General features: G+C 67.4%; 18 protein-coding genes, 1 tRNA gene and 1 pseudogene. 11 read left to right on the forward strand and 9 right to left on the reverse strand.

The features are described 5' to 3' along the window. Positions 1–16: 16 nt before the first annotated feature. The gene (locus M0765_RS05295; protein WP_258502418.1) at positions 17–643 is read right to left on the reverse strand and encodes a DUF2325 domain-containing protein; all 627 of its coding nucleotides are present in this window, start codon (positions 641–643) and stop codon (positions 17–19) included. Positions 644–773: 130 nt separating this feature from the next. Between M0765_RS05295 and M0765_RS05300 the strand changes: the two genes are divergently transcribed. Further along, entirely contained in the window at positions 774–1553 is a 780-nt protein-coding gene (locus tag M0765_RS05300) for an enoyl-CoA hydratase (protein ID WP_258502419.1), read from the forward strand. A gap of 21 nt (positions 1554–1574) precedes the next feature. On the opposite strand, the gene M0765_RS05305 is transcribed toward M0765_RS05300, so the two are convergent. Together M0765_RS05305 and M0765_RS05310 are read right to left on the reverse strand one after the other, a co-directional pair. Further along, positions 1575–2891, reverse strand: coding sequence for a hypothetical protein (locus M0765_RS05305; RefSeq protein ID WP_258502420.1), 1317 nt, complete (start codon positions 2889–2891; stop codon positions 1575–1577). Further along, positions 2888–3499 (reverse strand): sigma-70 family RNA polymerase sigma factor, encoded by a 612-nt coding sequence (locus M0765_RS05310; protein ID WP_258502421.1) that lies wholly within the window; start codon positions 3497–3499, stop codon positions 2888–2890. The genes M0765_RS05305 and M0765_RS05310 overlap by 4 nt, the downstream gene beginning before the upstream one ends. Before the next feature lie 200 nt (positions 3500–3699). On the opposite strand from M0765_RS05310, the gene M0765_RS05315 reads away from it, so the two are divergent. Continuing rightward, positions 3700–3776 (forward strand) — tRNA-Met (locus M0765_RS05315). Between the two features lie 248 nt (positions 3777–4024). Here M0765_RS05315 and alkB read toward each other — a convergent pair. Beyond that, entirely contained in the window at positions 4025–4645 is a 621-nt protein-coding gene (alkB, locus tag M0765_RS05320) for a DNA oxidative demethylase AlkB (RefSeq protein ID WP_258502423.1), read from the reverse strand. 34 nt (positions 4646–4679) lie between these two features. Continuing rightward, positions 4680–6131, reverse strand: a complete 1452-nt coding sequence (locus M0765_RS05325; RefSeq protein WP_258502424.1) for an aminotransferase-like domain-containing protein — start codon at positions 6129–6131, stop codon at positions 4680–4682. A gap of 96 nt (positions 6132–6227) precedes the next feature. Here M0765_RS05325 and M0765_RS05330 point away from each other — a divergent pair, with 96 nt between their 5' ends. Next, the gene (locus M0765_RS05330) at positions 6228–6416 is read left to right on the forward strand and encodes a DUF2970 domain-containing protein (protein WP_258502426.1); all 189 of its coding nucleotides are present in this window, start codon (positions 6228–6230) and stop codon (positions 6414–6416) included. A 722-nt stretch (positions 6417–7138) separates the two neighbouring features. Continuing rightward, positions 7139–8434 carry a cytochrome c gene (locus M0765_RS05335; RefSeq protein WP_258508129.1) on the forward strand — a complete coding sequence of 432 codons (1296 nt, stop codon included), beginning with the start codon at positions 7139–7141 and terminating at the stop codon, positions 8432–8434. A 62-nt stretch (positions 8435–8496) separates the two neighbouring features. On the opposite strand, the gene M0765_RS05340 is transcribed toward M0765_RS05335, so the two are convergent. From M0765_RS05340 to ruvB, 3 genes are all read right to left on the reverse strand, one after another. Further along, positions 8497–9369 carry a UDP-2,3-diacylglucosamine diphosphatase gene (locus tag M0765_RS05340; RefSeq protein WP_258502428.1) on the reverse strand — a complete coding sequence of 291 codons (873 nt, stop codon included), beginning with the start codon at positions 9367–9369 and terminating at the stop codon, positions 8497–8499. A gap of 94 nt (positions 9370–9463) precedes the next feature. Continuing rightward, on the reverse strand, positions 9464–10435 hold the full coding sequence (gene dmeF, locus M0765_RS05345; RefSeq protein ID WP_258502430.1) for a CDF family Co(II)/Ni(II) efflux transporter DmeF: 972 nt from the start codon (positions 10433–10435) through the stop codon (positions 9464–9466). A gap of 3 nt (positions 10436–10438) precedes the next feature. Next, entirely contained in the window at positions 10439–11503 is a 1065-nt protein-coding gene (ruvB, locus tag M0765_RS05350; RefSeq protein ID WP_258502432.1) for a Holliday junction branch migration DNA helicase RuvB, read from the reverse strand. A 176-nt stretch (positions 11504–11679) separates the two neighbouring features. Here ruvB and M0765_RS05355 point away from each other — a divergent pair, with 176 nt between their 5' ends. The 7 genes and pseudogenes from M0765_RS05355 to M0765_RS05385 all read left to right on the forward strand — a co-directional run bounded on the left by M0765_RS05355 (position 11680) and on the right by M0765_RS05385 (position 18188). After that, a complete protein-coding gene (locus M0765_RS05355) occupies positions 11680–12282 on the forward strand; it encodes a CDP-alcohol phosphatidyltransferase family protein (RefSeq protein ID WP_258502434.1) in 603 nt (200 codons plus the stop codon). 40 nt (positions 12283–12322) lie between these two features. After that, positions 12323–14092: a bifunctional alpha/beta hydrolase/class I SAM-dependent methyltransferase gene (locus M0765_RS05360; RefSeq protein WP_258502435.1), complete on the forward strand. Its 1770-nt coding sequence runs from the start codon at positions 12323–12325 to the stop codon at positions 14090–14092. 19 nt (positions 14093–14111) lie between these two features. Further along, positions 14112–15461 (forward strand): phosphatase PAP2/dual specificity phosphatase family protein, encoded by a 1350-nt coding sequence (locus M0765_RS05365; RefSeq protein ID WP_258502437.1) that lies wholly within the window; start codon positions 14112–14114, stop codon positions 15459–15461. Then, on the forward strand, positions 15454–15894 hold the full coding sequence (locus M0765_RS05370) for a hypothetical protein (RefSeq protein ID WP_258502439.1): 441 nt from the start codon (positions 15454–15456) through the stop codon (positions 15892–15894). The genes M0765_RS05365 and M0765_RS05370 overlap by 8 nt, the downstream gene beginning before the upstream one ends. After that, positions 15891–16616 carry a lysophospholipid acyltransferase family protein gene (locus tag M0765_RS05375; protein ID WP_446751538.1) on the forward strand — a complete coding sequence of 242 codons (726 nt, stop codon included), beginning with the start codon at positions 15891–15893 and terminating at the stop codon, positions 16614–16616. Before M0765_RS05370 ends, M0765_RS05375 begins: the two co-directional genes overlap by 4 nt. Continuing rightward, a pseudogene (locus M0765_RS05380) lies at positions 16613–17565 on the forward strand (phosphatidate cytidylyltransferase). Before M0765_RS05375 ends, M0765_RS05380 begins: the two are co-directional and overlap by 4 nt. Before the next feature lie 35 nt (positions 17566–17600). Beyond that, complete coding sequence (locus M0765_RS05385; RefSeq protein ID WP_258508131.1) at positions 17601–18188, forward strand: YdeI/OmpD-associated family protein; 588 nt, start codon at positions 17601–17603, stop codon at positions 18186–18188. Between the two features lie 16 nt (positions 18189–18204). Here the strand turns inward: M0765_RS05385 and ruvA are convergent, their stop codons facing one another. After that, the gene (gene ruvA, locus M0765_RS05390) at positions 18205–18777 is read right to left on the reverse strand and encodes a Holliday junction branch migration protein RuvA (protein ID WP_258502440.1); all 573 of its coding nucleotides are present in this window, start codon (positions 18775–18777) and stop codon (positions 18205–18207) included.

Here is an 18777-nt window from a genome sequence, read left to right on the forward strand (position 1 = left end):
CGAGGCGCTCGCTGAACTACCGACGCTCGTCTTGCGCGGCGGGCTCGGCGGCCGGCTGCTGCCGCACGAACTGAATCGGCTGGGGTTCGCCCACGAGCACGCAGGGCTTGCCGGTGCGCCGGCAATGGTCTTGCACGCGCCAGTAAGCGCCGTGGCTCACGCAGCCGGTCTGGCAGATCACCAGGTCGGCGGCGCGCAGGCCGGCCTCGAGCGCGGGGTCGTCGGCATCGTCGCCGCCGTCATGGTGCAAATAGTGGCCGCCGGCAATCTCCACCAGCTGCCGCGCGAGCGATGGCGCCTCTTCTCCCCGGCCCACGCACAGCACCGCTTTTTCGCGAAGGTCAGCAGGCGCGTCGTGAAGCGACGGCACGACGCGACGCCGGCTTGCCGGCGCCAGCAGCGCGTCGAGGCGCTTCGGCAATGCGTTGCCAACGGCAGCGCGTGCCGCGAGTTCCTCGCGCACGATGGAGATCGCCGAATCGCGCGCCACCAGCGCACCGCGCAGCCGCACGACCTGCGCCTCGAGCCGTTCGATCATCGCGGCCTGTTCGACCAGAAGGCGCGAGCAGCGCTCCTGGACGCGCGCATACGCACGCAGCAGCACGGCATGTTCTTGCTCTCGCGCTGGTTCTTGCTCTTGCATCGGGAACTCCATGGCGGCGATTCTAGATGAGAATAATTCTCAACTAAAGTCTTACCCGGCGCGACAGGGAAGGCCTGCATCGGATGCTGGGTATAGTGAAGCGCGTTTTTTCCCTTTCCCCGGAGACACCATGAGCTACGAAAACATCGAAGTGCGGACCGAAGCAGGCAAGGTCGGCATCATCACCCTCAACCGTCCCAAGGCGCTCAATGCACTGAACGACGCGCTCATGACCGAGCTGGGCACCGCGCTCAAGGCCTTCGATGCCGACGACGCCATCGGCTGCATCATCCTGACGGGCAGCGAGCGCGCCTTTGCGGCCGGCGCCGACATTGCGGCGATGGCCAAGTACAGCTTCATCGACACCTACAAGGGCGACTACATCACGCGCAACTGGGAAACCATCCGCTCGATCCGCAAGCCCGTGATCGCAGCCGTGAGCGGCTTTGCGCTGGGCGGCGGCTGCGAGCTCGCGATGATGTGCGACTTCATCATCGCGGCCGACAACGCCAAGTTCGGCCAGCCCGAAATCAAGATCGGCGTGATCCCCGGCGCCGGCGGCACGCAGCGCCTGCCGCGCGCGGTGGGCAAGAGCAAGGCGATGGACATGGCGCTCACCGCCCGCATGATGGACGCGGCCGAAGCCGAGCGCGCGGGCCTCGTGAGCCGCGTGGTGCCGTATGAAAAGCTGGCCGAAGAGGCGCTGGGCGCCGCGCTGGTCATTGCCGGCTATTCGCAGATCGCGGTGATGGCGGCCAAGGAATCAGTCAACCGCGCCTTCGAAAGCGGCCTCTCCGACGGCGTGATGTTCGAACGCCGGCTGTTCCACGCGCTGTTTGCCACGGCCGACCAGAAGGAAGGCATGGACGCCTTCCTCAACAAGCGCCAGCCCGATTTCAAGAACGCCTGACGTCGCCGCGGCGCTCTGCTGCTACTTGCGCGTGAGCAGCGCCCGCAGTGCGGCAAGCGCCGATGCCTGCGGCGTACCGATCGATGGACGGCCGCCCGCTTGCGGCGTCCATCGCACCTGGTCGCCCGCGATCTCGAGCACGGCGAGCAGGGCCGTGCCGCGATAGAGCTCCAGGCGCGCCTCGACGGGCGCGGCCAAGTCGCCGCCGGGAACGGTGGCAGAGCGCGCCACCGAATTCACCGATGCCGCCAGTCCTTCGACGTCGCCGCGCGCATGGCGCACGGCTTGCCCCGCACGCACGTAGTTGAAGGACGTCCAGCCGTCCAGCGCCGAGAACTGCGACATATCGCCCTGCGGGCTTGCACCCTTGGCGGCAGCTGCCGCGCGCGGAGCGGGTGCCTGGCGCATGGCGGGGGAAGACTCGGCATTGGCGTTGCGTTGTGCGGACAACGCCGGCGCGCTGCTGTCCGCAGACTCGCGCTGCACTGACGGGGGACCTGCCAGCACCATGGGCGCGGCGGGTGGAGCAGACGCGATCGCGGGCGCGCCACCGATGGCCCCGCTGGCGCGGTCACTTTCCGGTTCGGTTGGACGGCGGTCCTCCGTGCGCGGGAACGCCCGGGGCTCAGCCGCGGATTGCTCTGCAACGGAAGGCGGTAGTGCTGGTGCTGGTGCTGCTGCTGGTGCTGGTGCCGGAGGCGCCGCGGCTACGGGCGGCGGCACCTCCAACGTCTTCCTGTCCATCTCCGGCGTGGTCGCGGCCTGCTTGCCGGAAGGCGCCGGAGCAGGCCGGCGCAACGCATCGGCCCTGCTCCTGACCGACTCCTCATTCGCGGAATCGCGCGCAGGTTCGGTGGCTTTCGGAGCCGGCTGGACGGGCGCAGCCTCACGTATCGCCGGTGCTTGCGGCACCGGTGCGACAACCGCGGGACTGGGCACCGAAGGTTGCACAGGCGCCGGCGCTGCGGCTCCGCCAACCTGCGCCTCTCCATCGAGCCGCGCATCGGGAATCGGTTCGCGGTACCAGAGCACGGTCACGAAGGTGGCCACGAGCACGGTTGCAAAGGCCGCATTCCACGGCATGCGGGAGTGCGCTTCTCCGGCGCCGAACAAACGGCGCCACCACGGTGCGGCGCCCTCGCCGTCGGATATCGGCTCCAGTTTGGAAACAGGCGCCAGGTTGTGCGCCATCTTCCTTATTGCATCGCGGGTGCGCGGATCGGGCATGGCGCCACTGTCTGGCGCATGGTCCAGGGCGCGGCGCAACACCGGGTCGTGCAACGCGCCGTCGTTGTCGCCGCTCTCGAAACCGCTGCCGTTCTTGCCGCCGCTGCTCATGCGCGCCGCTCCAGCACCGACAGATAGCGCTCCATGCAGCCACGCAGTTTTTGCAGCCCATAGCGAAGACGGCTGCGCACGGTCTCGAAACCGATTTCCAGGCTGGCCGCGAGCGCCTCGACCGTCAACCCGTCTTCATGGTGCAGCAGGAATGCGGCGCGTTGCTCGGGCGGCAGTTCGTCGAGGCAGGCCAGCAGTCGGCGGCCGGCGGCGCGCCAGAACGCGAGTTCCTCGGCCGAGGGATGCGCGGCGGCATCGACCGCGCCGCGCACGCCGCGGTCGAGCGTGGGCACGGCAGCGTCGCCGTCGTCCGGATGGGGGTCGAGCGCCACTTCTCGGCCGCTCACGCGCAGCCGGTCCATGGCCAGGTTGTGCGCAATGGTGAAAGCCCAAGTTCGCCAGGCGGCGCCTTGCGGCGAGAAACTGTCGCGCGCGGAAATGATGCGCACCCAGGTGTCCTGGAACACCTCGTCGGCCTGCGCCGCCAGCCGCGCGCCCAGCAGCCGCTTGACGAAGCGGAACAGCCCGCCCTCGTGGCGCGCGTAGAGCACGTCGAACGCGGCGCCGTCGCCGCGCGCGTAGGCCAGCATCAGCTGATCGTCGGGCATGGCGTCGCGCTCGGTGGCGGTTTTGGCGGAAGGGGCGCGGGGAGCGCGGACATCGGAGGATTCTCACCCGGGCTTGTACGGGCGACGGGCGGCTTCGGGGTTGGTCCTTGCAAAAAGACACCTCCTGAATCCGCCAAGCCTTGATCGAAGGCGCGCAGCCTGCGCTATAATCTTGGGCTCGGCACAAAACTGCGCCGAACGGCTCTTTAGCTCAGTCGGTTAGAGCGATGGAATCATAATCCACAGGTCCGCGGTTCGAATCCGTGAAGAGCCACCAAGATCATTAAAAGCCTTGCAAGTCAACGACTTGCAGGGCTTTTTGTTTTCCGCGGCTCGCAAGATTGGCTCTTTTCGGCGCCGTTTTTTCCACTGCCGGCGCCGGCGCCCGTTCAACGGGCATTGTGGTGCAAACCCGCGCCAGTGCTTGCTCCGGCGACCCGGGTCCTCAGACAACCCACAGAGTTGTGCACAGAAAAGCGGGACAAGTCATCCGTTTGACTTGGTCGGAATGTAGCGCCGCCTGGCTCAGCCCGCCTTGCGGAAAGTGAGATTGATGCGCCGGCTGCCGAGCAGTGCATGCGGCCGGTCTTCGAGCGGCAGCACGCCGTGGTAGCGCAGCCGGTCCGGCCCACCCCAGACGACGACATCGCCGTGCCCGAGCGGAATGCGCACAGCCTTGTCGCCGCGCGCAAGCCCGCCGAAAAGAAACGTGGCGGGCATGCCGAGTGAAACCGAGACGATGGGCGCGCTGTAGTCGCGCTCATCCTTGTCCTGGTGCAGCGACAGGCGCGTGCCGGGCTCGTAGCGGTTGACCAGGCAGGCATCCGGCGCGAAGCCTTCGTACCCCGCTTCGGCCGCGGCTGCTTGCGCCAGGCGCTCGAACACAGCGGGCATCGGTGGCCACGGCCGGCCGGTTTCAGGATCGAGTTCGCCATAGCGGTAGCCGCGCCGGTCCGAGATCCAGCCGAGGCTGCCGCAGTTGGTCATTGCCACGGACATGGTGAGGCCGCCCGGCGTGACGAGGTGCCGGAAGGCAGCGCGCTGTTCGACCCCGTTCAATGCCGGCAGAAGTTCGTCCACGAAGGGCAGCGCAAAACCACGCAATACGAATGCGCCGGGCCCGATGGCCTCTTTGCCGCGCGGCATGTCGGCATCTGGAGCATCGGAAAAAGATCGAGCGTCACGAAGCGATTTTCTCGCGCACCGGGCTGCCGGCCGCCGCCTCGGCCACCAAATGCCCCAAGGTCTGCATCGCCTTTTCGGCCTGCGCGTCCCAGGCATGTCCGTAGTTCAACCGAAGGCAATGCGCGAAGCCGCGCGTCGCCGAAAAAATGGGCCCCGGCGCCACGCTGATGCCAAGCTCCAGCGCCTGGCGATGAATGTCGAGCGAATTCACATGCGCCGGCAACTCGACCCACATGAAATACCCGCCAAGCGGCCGCGTGGCGCGCGTGCCCGCCGGAAAGTAGTGGCCCACGGCTTGCGCAAAGCTCGCTTGCTGAAGAGCCAACGTCTGGCGCAGCTTGCGCAGGTGCTTGTCAAGGCCGCCCTTTTCCAGATAGCTGGCCAGCGCGAGTTGCGCAGGCACCGACGTGCTGAGCGTGGTGGTGAGCTTCAGCCGCGCCACCGAGCGCGCAAAGCGCCCTGCCGACGCCCACCCGATGCGATAGCCCGGCGCCAGGCACTTCGAGAACGAAGAGCAATGCAGCACGAGGCCCTGCGTGTCGAAGGCCTTGGCCGGAGGCGGGCGCCGGTCGCCGAAATAAAGTTCTGCGTACACGTCGTCTTCGATCAGCGGCACCGCGTGCCGCGCGAGCAGCTCCACCAAGGCCTTCTTCTTGGCATCGGGCATGAGGCTGCCGAGCGGGTTCTGGAAAGTGGTCATCAGCCAGCAGGCCTTGGGCCGGTGGGCCGCAATGGCGAGCTCCAGCGCTTCGAGGTCGATGCCTTCGCCGGGATGCGTGGGCACCTCGATCGCGCGCAGGCCCATGCGCTCCAGCGCCTGCAGGGCCGCATAGAAGGTGGGCGATTCGACGATCACCGAATCGCTGGGCCGGGTGACTGCCGCAAGGCACAGGTTGAGCGCCTCCAGCGCGCCGTTGGTGACGACGATTTCATCGGCCGGCACCTGCATGCCGTCGCCCAGGTAGCGCAATGCGATCTGCCGGCGCAGCGCCGCGCTGCCGGGCGTGAGGTCGTCCACCGTGCTCCACGGGTCGAGCGACTTGGCGCTGGCGGCCATGAACTGGCCCAGCCGCGCGAGCGGAAACAGCAGCGGGCTCGGAAACGCCGAGCCGAAAGGCACCACCTTGCGCGACATGCTGGCTTCGAGAATGTCGAACACGTGGCCGCTCACGTCGAGCGACTTCGGCCCCTCGGCCGGGCGCGAAGTGAGGTTGGCCTCGGGCGGCGCATCGCGCAGTCCTCCGGCCGTGACGTAGTAGCCCGAACGGTCGCGCGCGCGCACCAGCCCGCGCGCCTCCAGCAGGTAGTACGCCTGGAACACGGTGGACGCGCTCACGCCCCGGCTCTCGCCGGTCTGCCGCACCGAAGGCAGACGGTCGCCGGTCTTCAGGGTGCCCTGGCGAATCGATGTCTCGATGTCGGCGGCAAGGGCTTCGTAGCGCTTCATCGCGGGGCTGCTTTCATCCGGGGACTTTATCTGCACTGGTGATTTGATCCGGAACTGCATCTGTTTTTTTGCGTGCGGTTGCGGCACAGTCGGTGCATGGTCAATCTCATGCGCGCGGTACGCGCTGTTCTCTGGAGTTTCATCGGGCTGGGCGGCCGACGCGCCGATGCCGACCGGCGCACCGAGCAGGTCGGGGTGCTGCCGCTGATCGGCGTGGCACTGGTTACGGTGCTGCTGCTCATTGCGGGGCTGCTGGCGCTTGCGCACTTTGCGGCCGGCACGTGATGAAGGCCGTCCGCCACTTCTTCAGAGGCCTTGCAGGAATCGCATTGCCGTTACTGCTCGGCGGCCACGGGGCTGCCATGGCGGCAGGCGGCATCGAGCAGCGCGTGGCCGCCTGCATTGCCTGCCACGGACGCGAAGGCGCCACGACCAATGCCGGCTACTTTCCGCGCCTTTCGGGCAAACCCGCCGGATACCTGTTCAACCAGTTGCGGAGCTTTCGCGACGGCCGGCGCTTCAATGCCGACATGACCTACATGGTGCAGCACCTCTCCGATGCGTACCTGATGGAAATGGCCGAATACTTTGCGGGCCTGGACCTGCCCTACCCGTCCGTTTCGACCGCGAGCGATGCAACGCCCGCGCAACTCGCGCGCGGCCGGCAGCTGGCGCTGGAAGGCGATGCGGCCCGCCGTATTCCGGCCTGCGTGCAATGCCACGGCGCAGCGCTCACCGGCGTGCAGCCGGCCATCCCCGGGCTGCTTGGGCTGCCGCGCCTGTACGTATCGTCGCAGCTCGGCGCCTGGCTCACCAGCGAACGGCATGCGCTCGCGCCCGACTGCATGGCCGAGATCGGCCGCCGCATGACCACCGCCGACATCAACGCCGTGGCCAGCTGGCTCGCGGTGCAGCCCATGCCGGCCGACCCGAAGCCCGTGTCATCTTTGCCCGCCCCCTGCCGATCGCCTGCGGCGGCATGCCGAAGTGAGACGGCCATGAAGAAGATGCGATACCTCGGCTGGACATTGCTCGTTCTGGTGCTGCTGCTCGGCGGCGCGGCCGGCGGCATCGTGGCGCTGAACCTGCGCGGCGAAGACCCGCTGCCCGAACACGCCGAAACCTTCAACGCCACGCCCCAACAGGTCGAGCGCGGGCGCTATCTTGCGCTGGCCGGCAACTGCGCCGGCTGCCACACCACGCGGGGCGGCCAGCCCTATGCGGGCGGCCTGCCGATCGAAACGCCCTTCGGCACCGTGTACTCGAGCAACCTGACGCCCGATGAAAAGTCCGGCATTGGCAGCTGGAGCAGCGCGCACTTCTGGCGCGCCATGCACAACGGCCGCAGCAAGGATGGCCGGCTGCTGTATCCCGCGTTCCCGTACCCCAACTTCACCCAGGTCACGCGCGAAGATTCGGACGCCATCTACGCCTACCTGCGCAGCGTGCCGCCCGCGCCGGCGCCCAACCTGGCGCACCGGCTGCGCTTCCCCTACGACACACAGGCCGCGCTGGCGGTGTGGCGGGCCCTTTCCTTCAAGCCCCAGAGCTTCGTCGCGAACGCCGACAAGCCTGCGGAATGGAACCGCGGCGCGTACCTGGTCGGCGGGCTGGGCCACTGCATCGCCTGCCATGGCCCCCGCGATTCACTCGGCGCCACGCAAACCAAGCTCGGCCTTTCGGGCGGCTTGATCGCGGTCGAGAACTGGTACGCGCCCTCGCTTGCCGACCCGCACGAGGCGGGCGTGGCCGACTGGCCCACGGCCGAAGTGGTCGCGCTGCTCAAGAGCGGCATCGCGCCGCGCGGCTCCGTCATGGGGCCGATGGCCGACGTGGTGTTTCGCAGCACGCAGTACCTGAGCGAGGCCGATCTGGCCGCGATGGCGAGCTATTTAAAGGACCTGCCCGGCGCGCCGGCTCCTTCGTCTGCCACATCCGCCGCTCCTGCGCGCGCCGCCGCCGCCGTGGTGCGCAGGGACGCCGGCACCATGGCGCGCGGCGCAAAGATCTATGACCAGCGCTGCGCCTATTGCCACGGCGACCAGGGCCAGGGAGCACCGAGCGCATTTCCGCCGCTGGCGGGCAATCGCGCCGTGAACATGGCACAGACGGCCAACCTGATCCAGGTGATCGCGCACGGTGGCTACCTGCCCGCCACCGAAGGCAATCCGCGCCCCTACGGCATGCCACCGTTCGGGCACCTGCTGGACGCGGGCGACGTGGCCGCGGTGCTCACCTTCGTCCGCGGCTCATGGGGCAACGATAGCCCGCCAGTGACGCAACTCGACACGATGCGGCGCTGAGCGGGGCGAGGCGGCGCAAGGCGCCTTGATCCGTCCAGGCCCGGCGTGCGCCCGCCTTGAAGTCAGGCCGCGACGGCCTCACCGCGCTGTACGCCGGCCTTCGCGGGCACGGGCATGTGCTGCGCCCAGTCGATGATTTCCAGCGTGCCGTCGGCATGCTCTGCCAGGGCCGTGAGGCTTTCGACCCAATCGCCGTCGTTGCAATAGAGGATGCCGTCAATGTCGCGCATTTCGGCGTGGTGGATGTGGCCGCAGACCACGCCCTGCACGCCGCGCTTGCGGGCTTCGCGCGCCACCGCGTTCTCGAAGTCGCCCACGTAGCTCACGGCGCGCTTCACCTTGCCCTTGAGGTACTTGGAAAGCGACCAGTACGGCAGCCCCATGCGCGCGCGCAGCGAGTTGAGGTGCCGGTTGAGCTTGAGCGTGAACTCGTAGAGCGAATCGCCCACGTGCGCGAGCCACTTGGCGCACTGGATCACGCCGTCGAACAGGTCGCCGTGAATGATCCAGAGCTTGCGGCCGTCGGCGGTCTCATGAATCCACTCCTCGGCCACGTCGATGCCGCCGAAGTTGTGGTGCAGGTACTTGCGCGCGAACTCGTCGTGGTTGCCCGGGATGAAGATCACGCGGGTGCCCTTGCGCGCCTTGCGCAGCAGCTTCTGGATCACGTCGTTGTGCGCCTGCGGCCAGTACCAGTGGCGCTTGAGCTGCCAGCCGTCGATGATGTCGCCGACCAGGAACAGGGTTTCGCACTCTGTGTGCTTCAAAAAGTCGAGCAGTGCGCGGGCCTGGCAGCCGGGCGTACCCAGGTGCAAATCGGAGATCCAGAGGGTGCGATAGCGCAGCGGCGGGCGCGCAAGATCGTCGTCCTCCGGCTCAGGGGCCCGGGTCGCGGTGTCGCGCCATGCGCGGAGGAAAGCGTCGTCGCGTTGCATGGACGGGTAGGCTCCCACCGCGGCGTGACGGCGCGATGGCGTTCCCGTGACACTCCGGTGACGCGTGGCCAGGACGCCACGCCACGCGGTCAGCTCAAGCTGCGCAGCGTTGGATTTCCACAGTCGAGTGGCGGATTTCCTCGTGCATCGAGAAGCAGGCACGCACCTCGTCGGCCGAGAGCGTGGGCGAATGGGTCACCACAGTAAGCGCACAAGCGTAGGCCTCGCGCCCAACGCGCCACACATGGAGGTCGACCACGCGCGTTTCCGAATCGGCCAGCATGGTCTCCACGCCTTCGCGGATTTCGGCCGTGACGGGATGGTCCATTTCGCGGTCGAGCAGCACGCGTCCGGTTTCCTTCAGCAGCCCCTTCGCCCAGACAGACACCAGCACCGCGCCGACGATGCCCATCATCGGGTCGAGCCAGGCCCAGCCGAAGAACCAGCCGCCCAGCAGCGCCGCGATGGCGAGCATGGAGGTGGCGGCGTCGGCCACCACGTGCAGGTAGGCGGAGCGCAGGTTCAGGTCATGGCCGTGAGAGCCGTGTGCATGGCCATGATCGTCGTGATGCGCATGTCCGTGGCCATGGTCGTGCCCATGCCCGTGGTGGTGCGCCGACCCGAGCAGCCGCGCACAGACCAGGTTGACCACCAGCCCCAGCACGGCCACCGCCACGGCTTCGCGGTAGTGGATGGCCGAAGGCGAGAGAAGCCGTTCGATGGAACCCACCACCATCAGCGCCGCAACGCCGAGCAACATCAGCGCACTCGCGAAGCCGCCCAGCACTTCGATTTTCCAGGTGCCGAATGCAAAGCGCGGATCGTGCGCGTAGCGCCGCGCCGCCGCATAGGCAAAGGCGCTCAGGCCGATGGCCAGCGCATGAGAACTCATGTGCCAGCCGTCGGCCAGCAGCGCCATGGAGTTGAACCACCAGCCGGCGCCGATCTCCACCACCATAGCTGCGACGGTGATCCACATCACGAGGCGGGTGCTGCGCTCGGCCGATTCGTTGCCTGCGCCAAACTGGTGATCGTGCTGCCAGGCACTCAGGTCATGGGTATGCATTCGTCAGATTCCGAAGAGGTCTTGTCCGTCGGAGCGGCTCGAAGGCGGCGTCACGCCCAGGTGGCGGTAGGCGGCCAGCGTGGCGATGCGCCCGCGCGGAGTGCGCTGGAGGTAGCCCTGTTGAATGAGATAGGGCTCGATCACGTCCTCGATGGTGTCCCGCTCCTCGCCGATGCTGGCCGCCACGTTGTCCAGGCCCACCGGGCCGCCGTCGAAGCGGTGGATCACGGCCTCGAGCAGCTTACGGTCCATCAGGTCGAAGCCCTGCGGATCGACGTCGAGCATGGCGAGGGCCTTGTGCGCAATCTCTTCGGTGATGCGGCCGTTGCCCTTCACCTCGGCGTAGTCGCGCACGCGGCGCAGCAGGCGGTTGGCGATGCGGGGCGTGCCGCGCGAGCGGCGCGCAATCTCGAAGCCGCCGGTTTCGTCCGTTTCCACCTTGAGCAACCCGGCGCTGCGCCGCACGATGAGCGCCAGTTCTTCAGGCGTGTAGAACTCCAGCCGCGCCACGATGCCGAAGCGGTCGCGCAGCGGGTTGGTGAGCATGCCGGCACGCGTGGTGGCGCCCACCAGCGTGAAGGGCTGCAGGTCGAGCTTGATGCTGCGCGCCGCGGGCCCTTCGCCGATCATGATGTCGATCTGGTAGTCCTCCAGCGCGGGGTAGAGGATTTCCTCGACCACGGGGCTCAGGCGGTGGATCTCGTCGATGAAGAGCACATCGTTCGGCTCGAGGTTGGTCAGCAGCGCCGCCAGGTCCTTGGGCTTTTCGAGTACGGGGCCAGAGGTCTGGCGCAGGTTCACGCCCAGTTCGGCCGCGATGATGTGCGACAGCGTGGTCTTGCCGAGGCCAGGCGGGCCGAACAGCAGCACGTGGTCGAGCGCTTCCTTGCGCTTACGCGCCGCGCCAATGAAGATTTCGAGCTGCTCGCGCACCTTGGCCTGGCCGACGTATTCGTCGAGCAGCTTGGGGCGCAGCGCCCGCTCGATCGCCTCTTCCTGGGGCGAAGCCGGGGCGGCGGACACCACGCGGGGCGGTGCGGGGGCGAAATCGTCGGTCTGGATGGTCATGAAATGAGGGGCTTCGGCGGCAAGTTTAGTCCGAGCGCGCGCCGGCCGCCCCAAGCACGCGAGTGGCTCCCCCGGGGGCAGCGAGGACATGAAGTGCCGAGCGTGGGGCCAATCCCCACACTGGCAGAATGCTCCGGCCGTCTCAGGCCATATAACAAACGAGGGGAAGCCAGCACGTGTCCATCTACGAACTGAAGCCGCGGTTCCAGGCGCTGTTGCGCCCGCTGGTGGCACGCCTGCACGCCATGGGCATCACCGCCAACCAGGTCACGCTGGCGGCATGCGTGGTTTCGGTGGCTCTTGGGCTCTGGCTTTTCTTTGCGGCGCCGTCGCTCACGGCCTTTGCGCTCATTCCGGCCTGGATGTTCGTGCGCATGGCTTTCAACGCCATCGACGGCATGCTGGCGCGCGAGCACGGGCAGCAGAGCAAGCTCGGCGCTTTCCTCAACGAACTGACCGACGTGGTCTCCGATGCTGCGCTGTACCTGCCGTTTGCGCTGGTGCAGCCGTTCAGCCCGTTCTGGGTCGGCACGGTGATCATGCTCGCGGGCCTGAGCGAGTTTGCCGGCGCACTCGGCCCCACGGTAGGCGCATCGCGCCGCTACGACGGGCCGCTCGGCAAGAGCGACCGTGCCTTCGTGTTCGGTGCGCTCGGCCTTTATGTGGCGCTGGGCTGGCCGCTGCCGGGCTGGACCGCCTGGCTGATGCCGCTGCTCGCTGCGCTGGTCGCCTGGACGGTGGTCAACCGCGTGCGGCGCGCGCTGGCCGAAGCCGCATGAACCCATGCACAACAAACAAAAGAACAGCGATCTGGATTCAATGACCGATACCAACACCAACCAACGCATGGCGCAAGAGCGCCAGTTCCGCACGCACGACGGCGAATCGCTCTTCTACCGGCACTGGCCGGCCACGGGTGCGGCGCGCCGCGGCGCGATCGTGCTGTTTCATCGCGGGCACGAGCACGGCGCGCGCATGGCGCACCTGGTCGACGAACTCAACCTGCCCGATTTCGACTTTTTTGCCTGGGACGCCCGCGGCCACGGCCGCTCGCCGGGCCAGCGCGGCTACAGCCCGAGCTTTGCCACCTCGGTGCGCGACGTGCAGACCTTCGTGCAGCACATCGGCAGCGCACACGGCGTGGCCGAGCAGGACATCCACGTGATTGCGCAGAGCGTGGGGGCCGTGCTGGTCTCCACCTGGGCGCACGACTACGCCCCCAAGGTGCGCGGGCTCACGCTGGCGTCGCCGGCTTTCAAGGTCAAGCTCTACGTGCCTTTTGCGCGCGCCGGGCTGGGCCTGATGCACAAGCTGCGCGGCCTGTTCTTCGTCAACAGCTATGTGAAGGCGAAGTTCCTCACGCACGACCCGGAGCGCATTGCCAGCTACGAGAGCGACCCGCTGATCTCGCGGCCCATCGCGGTGAACATCCTGCTGGGGCTCTACGAAGCCGCCGACCGCGTGGTGGCCGATGCCAATGCCATCACGCAGCCGGTTCAGCTGCTGATCTCGGGCGCCGACTGGGTGGTGCACCACAAGCCGCAGCACCAGTTCTTCGAGCGGCTGGGCAGCGCCATCAAGACCAAGCTGGAACTTCCGGGCTTCTTCCACGACACGCTGGGCGAGAAAGACCGCGCACCGGCGGTGCAGGCCATCCGCGAGTTCGTCCTTCAGCTGTTCGAGGAGCCGCCGGCACCGGTCGACCTGCGCGCGGCGCACCTGAGCGGCAACACCGCCGACGAGTCGCGCGCGCTGGCCGAGCCGCTGGCGCCGCTGTCTCCGCGCGGCGCCTACTGGGGGCTGACACGCGCCGGACTGCGTTTTGGCGGCACCCTTTCGCGCGGCGTGAAGCTGGGGCACGACACCGGCTTCGATTCGGGCAGCACGCTCGACTACGTCTACCGCAATCATCCGGAAGGCAAGGGGCCGCTCGGCCGCTCCATCGACAAGACCTACCTGAACTCGATCGGCTGGCGCGGCATTCGGCAGCGCAAAATCCATGTCGAGGAGCTGATCCGCATCGCGATGGAACGCCTGGCCGAAATGCACCGCGAGGTGCGCGTGATGGACATTGCGGCCGGCCACGGCCGCTACGTGCTCGACGCAGTGACCGCAAGCCCCGTCAAGGCCAGCTCGATCCTGCTGCGCGACTACAGCGACATCAACGTGCGCGACGGGCGCGCGCTCATCGCCGAGAAGGGGCTTGAAGACGTCGCGCAGTTCGTTCAGGCCGATGCCTTCGACCGCATCAGCCTGGCCACCGTAACGCCGCGCCCCACGCTGGCCGTGGTGTCGGGCCTGTACGAACTCTTTCCCGACAATGAAATGGTGCGCCGCTCTCTCGCGGGCGTGGGCGATGCGGTGGAAGACCGCGGCTACCTGGTCTACACCGGCCAGCCTTGGCACCCGCAGCTCGAGATGATTGCGCGCGCGCTCACCAGCCATCGCCAGGGCGAAGCCTGGGTGATGCGCCGCCGCACGCAGGCCGAGATGGACCAGCTGGTCGAAGAAGCGGGCTTCCGCAAGATCGACCAGCGCATCGACGAGTGGGGCATCTTTACTGTCTCGCTCGCGGTGAGGGTGGCGTGACTTCCGGGCTTGACGCGAAATGAAGCACTGGCTGGCACAGCGACCGTGGAAGCGGGCTGCCGCATGGCTGGTGTTTCTGGGGCCGCTGTTCTATACGACCTACGGCCTTGCCAACTGGTGGGCCACCACGCGCGCGCAGGTGCCTTCGATGGCCTTCGAGTGGGAGCGGCAGGTGCCGTTCTGGGCCTGGACGATTTTTCCGTACTGGACGATCAACGTCTTCTATGCGCTTTCGCTCTTTCTCGCGCGCAGCAAGCACACGCTCGACAGGCATGCGCTGCGGCTGGTGAGCGCCACGCTCATCGCCTGCACCTGCTTCGTCGTCTGGCCGCTGCATTTCAGCTTTGGGCAGCCGGCGGTCGAAGGCGCGCCGGCCTTTCTGTTCAATGCGCTGCGCGGCTTCGACCAGCCCTATAACCAGGCGCCTTCCCTGCACATCGCACTGGCGGTGATCCTGTGGGACTGGTACCGGCAGTTTTTGCGTGCCACGTGGGCGAGGCTGGTGCTGCATGTGTGGGCGTTCGCGATCTGCGCGTCGGTGCTCACCACCTGGCAGCACCACTTCATCGACGTTCCGACAGGTGCGTTGCTCGGAATCTTCTGCGTCTGGCTGTGGCCGCTGGAGCGGACGGTGTCGATGCCGCGTGCCTGGCAGCGCACGCGCGATGCACAGCGCTGGAAGCTCGCGGGCCTCTATGCCACCGGCGCGGCGTTGTTTCTTGCTGCCGCGTTGCATGGCGGCGGCATCTGGCTTTGGCTCGCCTGGCCCGCGGTTTCGCTGGCGCTGGTGGCACTCAATTACATCGGCTTCGGCGCCCGTGGCTTCCAGATGAACGGCACGGGTCGCATGAGTTGGGCTGCGCGCTGGCTGTTCGCGCCCTATCGCCTTGGCGCCGCAGTCAACGCATGGCTCTGGACGCGCAAGCTGCCGGCTTCGGTCGAAGTAGTGCCGGGCCTGCGCCTCGGGCGCCTGCCGACGAAGGCCGAATGGATTGACGCCGGACGACCGCGGCTCGTGAGCCTGTGCGCCGAGCTGCAGGCGCCGGCCGGCGTTCCGCATGCGCGTTGCGTGCCGATACTCGATCTGACCGTGCCGCCGACCGTGCGGCTGCAGCGCGCCGCCATGGTGATCGAAGGGCAGCGCCTCCATGCCGAAGGCGCTCCCGTGTGGGTCTGCTGTGCGTTGGGCTTTTCGCGCAGCGCCGCGGCGGCCATCGCATGGCTGGGGCGCTATGGCGCATCGGGCGGCCTGGCGCAGGCGGAAGACGCTGTGCGCCTCGCGCGCCCGCAGATCGTTCTGCGCGCCGGGTGGCGGGTCTCGCTCGAATCGCTGGGCACCACTGCTCCGGGACTGCCACCCCATGACTGACACCGAACGCGCCACATGTGCGGCGCTGGCCGGGTTGCTGCGCGCCGCGACGGTGCTGGCGGCCTGGGGCTTCGCACTCATGTGCATTGCGGCGCTGGTGCTCGCGCTCACCATGCGCTCGCTCTCGACCACGGCTGCCACGGGCTTTGGCGCAGTGGTGGTGCTGGGCACGCTCGAACGCTATTTCGCATTCAGGCTGCGGCTCGACCAGGCGCTGTTCGCCGACTTGGCACGCGGCGCCATTGCGTCGCTCGATGCGCTCGACGGCGCGCTCGACCGGCTCGGCCTGCGCAATGCGCAGCCGCACGCCGCCCTGCGACCGCTCGAAGACCGCGTGCAGGGCACCCGGCAGCTCATGCAGCGCCATGCCATCGTGGTCGCATGCCAGAGCGCCATGTTTCTCCTTGCCTTGATGACACAGGACCTGTCGTGACCGAAGAAGACAACAACAACGAAAAAGACCACCGGCCTGAAAGCACGGTGCTGCGCCGCGCGCTGGCCATCGTTGCAGGCAAGCTGATCATCGGCGCGGCAGGGTTGCTGACTGGCGTGCGCGCCATCTGGAGCGGCACCACGCCCAAGGCCGAGCAGACGCTGTACTTCGCCAACCACACGAGCCACGGCGATTTCGTGCTGCTGTGGGCCACACTGCCGCCCGACCTTCGCGCGCTGACGCGGCCGGTGGCGGGGCAGGACTACTGGATGGCGTCCAAGGTGCGCCAGTTCATCGGCGCGGATGTGTTCAACGCGCTGGTGATCCGGCGCGACGGCTCGGGCCAGGGCGGCAACCCGGTCGACCAGATGAAAGAAGCGCTCGAAGGCGGGGACTCGCTCATCATGTTTCCCGAGGGCACGCGCAACACCGGCGACGAGATCCTGCTGCCGCTCAAGAGCGGCCTCTATCACCTGGCGCGCGCCTGCCCCACCGTGCGGCTGGTGCCGGTGTGGATCGAGAACCTGAAGCGCGTGCTGCCCAAGGGCACGCTGGTGCCGATTCCGCTCGCCTGCACGGTCCGCTTCGGCGCGCCCATCCAGCTGGCCGAAGGCGAAGACAAAACTGGCTTTCTCGCCCGCGCGCGTGCCGCCATGCTCGACCTGCGCCCCGAATACGACCGCGTGCCCGAACAAGAAAAAGCAGCAGCAACCACGCCATGAACATCTCGCCTTTCACACAGACCACGCTGCAATTGTTCGGAGGCGTGGCCGGCGTGCTGATCCTTGCATCGGCCATCGGCGCAGCGCTCAAGTGGCGCGTGGCGCAAGGCCAGCCCCATTCGGTCATCGACAACCTCAACGCGCGCGTCAATGCGTGGTGGGTGATGGTGGCGGTGATCGGCCTTGCCTTCGCCTTCGGCAAGGGCGGCGTGATCGTGCTGTTCTATCTGATCTCTTTCTACGCGCTGCGCGAGTTCATCAGCCTGGCCTACACGCGGCGCGGCGACCATCATGCAATTGCCGCGGCGTTCTACATCGGGCTGCCGGTGCAGTACTTCCTGGTGTGGATCGAGTGGTACGGGCTCTATTCGATCTTCATTCCGGTCTACGCCTTTCTCGTGCTGCCGATTCTTGCGGCCGTGGGCGGCGACACGCAGCGCTTTCTGGAGCGCACCTCCAAGATCCAGTGGGGCCTGATGATCTGCGTGTTCTGCATCAGCCACGTGCCCGCGCTGCTTACGCTGCAGATTCCCGGCTTCGAAGGCCGCAACCTGCTGCTGATCGCTTTTCTGGTGATCGTGGTGCAGGGCAGCGACGTGCTGCAGTACGTCTGGGGCAAGCTCTTCGGCAAGCGCAAGGTGGCGCCCGAACTCTCGCCATCAAAGACGTGGGAAGGCCTGGTTGGGGGCGTCGCCAGCGCCACCGCACTGGGCGCGGCGCTCTATTGGGCGACGCCGTTCAACCCCTGGCAGGCGGCGCTGATGGCGCTCACCATCTGCCTCATGGGCTTTTTCGGGGGCTCGTGATGTCGGCCATCAAGCGCGACCGGGGCGTGAAAGACTGGGGTTCGATGATCGAAGGCCACGGCGGCATGCTCGACCGGCTCGACTCGGTGATCTTCGCGGCGCCGATCTACTTTCACGCCTTGCGCTACTGGTGGGTGCCGTGAGCACGGCACGCGCAAGTACAAGGGCAAAGAAAGCGGTGGCGGCCGAGCGCGTTCCGCACGATACGCCCGTCGAATGCACCACCGCCGCCTCATGGGAACGTTGGCTCAAGCGGCACCATGCCACCGCGGCCGGCGTGTGGCTGCGAATGGCCAAGAAGGACAGCGGCATCGCGTCGGTCAACCACGCCGAGGCGCTCGAAGTTGCCCTGTGCTACGGCTGGATCGACGGGCAGCGCAAGGCGGAAGACGACAAGTACTTTCTGCAGCGCTTCACCCCGCGCACGCCGCGCAGCACCTGGTCGAAGATCAACCGCGACAAGGCACTGAAGCTGATCGAGGAAGGCCGCATGCAGCCTGCCGGCCTGGCCGAGGTCGACCGCGCCCGCGCCGACGGCCGCTGGGATGCGGCCTACGACGCCCAGAGCGTCGCCACCGTGCCGCCCGACCTGCAGGCCGCGCTAAACGCGAACCCCAAGGCGGCCGCCTTCTTTGCCAAGCTCGATTCGCGCAACCGCTACGCGGTACTGTTCCGCACGCAGGGTGCGAAGAAGCCCGAGACCCGGGCGCGGCGTATTGCGCAATTCATTGAAATGCTCGCCAAGGGCGAGAAGATCCACCCCTGAGCGCGGGTTCGGCGCCCTACTTCGCCAACGCCTTCAGCGCCAGCTTGATGCCTTCGCTCACGGTCGCATCCTTGGGCAATGCCTTCAGCGCCAGTGCAGCTTCCTTGTCGCTGTAGCCCAGCGCGATGAGCGCCTGCAGGATGTCGGCCTGCGCGTCGGAGGCCGCATGCGCGGGCAGGCCGATGTCGGCGCCCAGCTTGCCCTTGAGTTCCAGCAGCAGCCGCTCGGCGGTCTTCTTGCCGATGCCCGGAATCTTGATGAGGCGGCCGAGCTCCTGCGTGGTGATGGCCTGCGCCAGCTCGCCCACGCTCATGCCCGACAGCAGGCCGAGCGCCGTGCGCGGCCCTACGCCAGTGATCTTGATGAGTTGCCGAAAAGCCGCACGCTCCTCGGCGGTGCCGAAACCGTAGAGAATCTGCGCGTCCTCGCGCACCACGAAGTGCGTGAGCAGCGAAACGCGCTCTCCGGTGCCGGGCAGGTTGTAGAACGTGCTCATCGGCACATCGACCTCGTAACCGACGCCGTTGCAGTCCACCACCACTTGCGGTGGGTTGCGCTCGGCCAGGATGCCGGTGAGTTTGCCTATCAT

Origin of the sequence: Variovorax sp. S12S4, from assembly GCF_023195515.1 — a bacterium.
Classification (GTDB): domain Bacteria; phylum Pseudomonadota; class Gammaproteobacteria; order Burkholderiales; family Burkholderiaceae_C; genus Variovorax.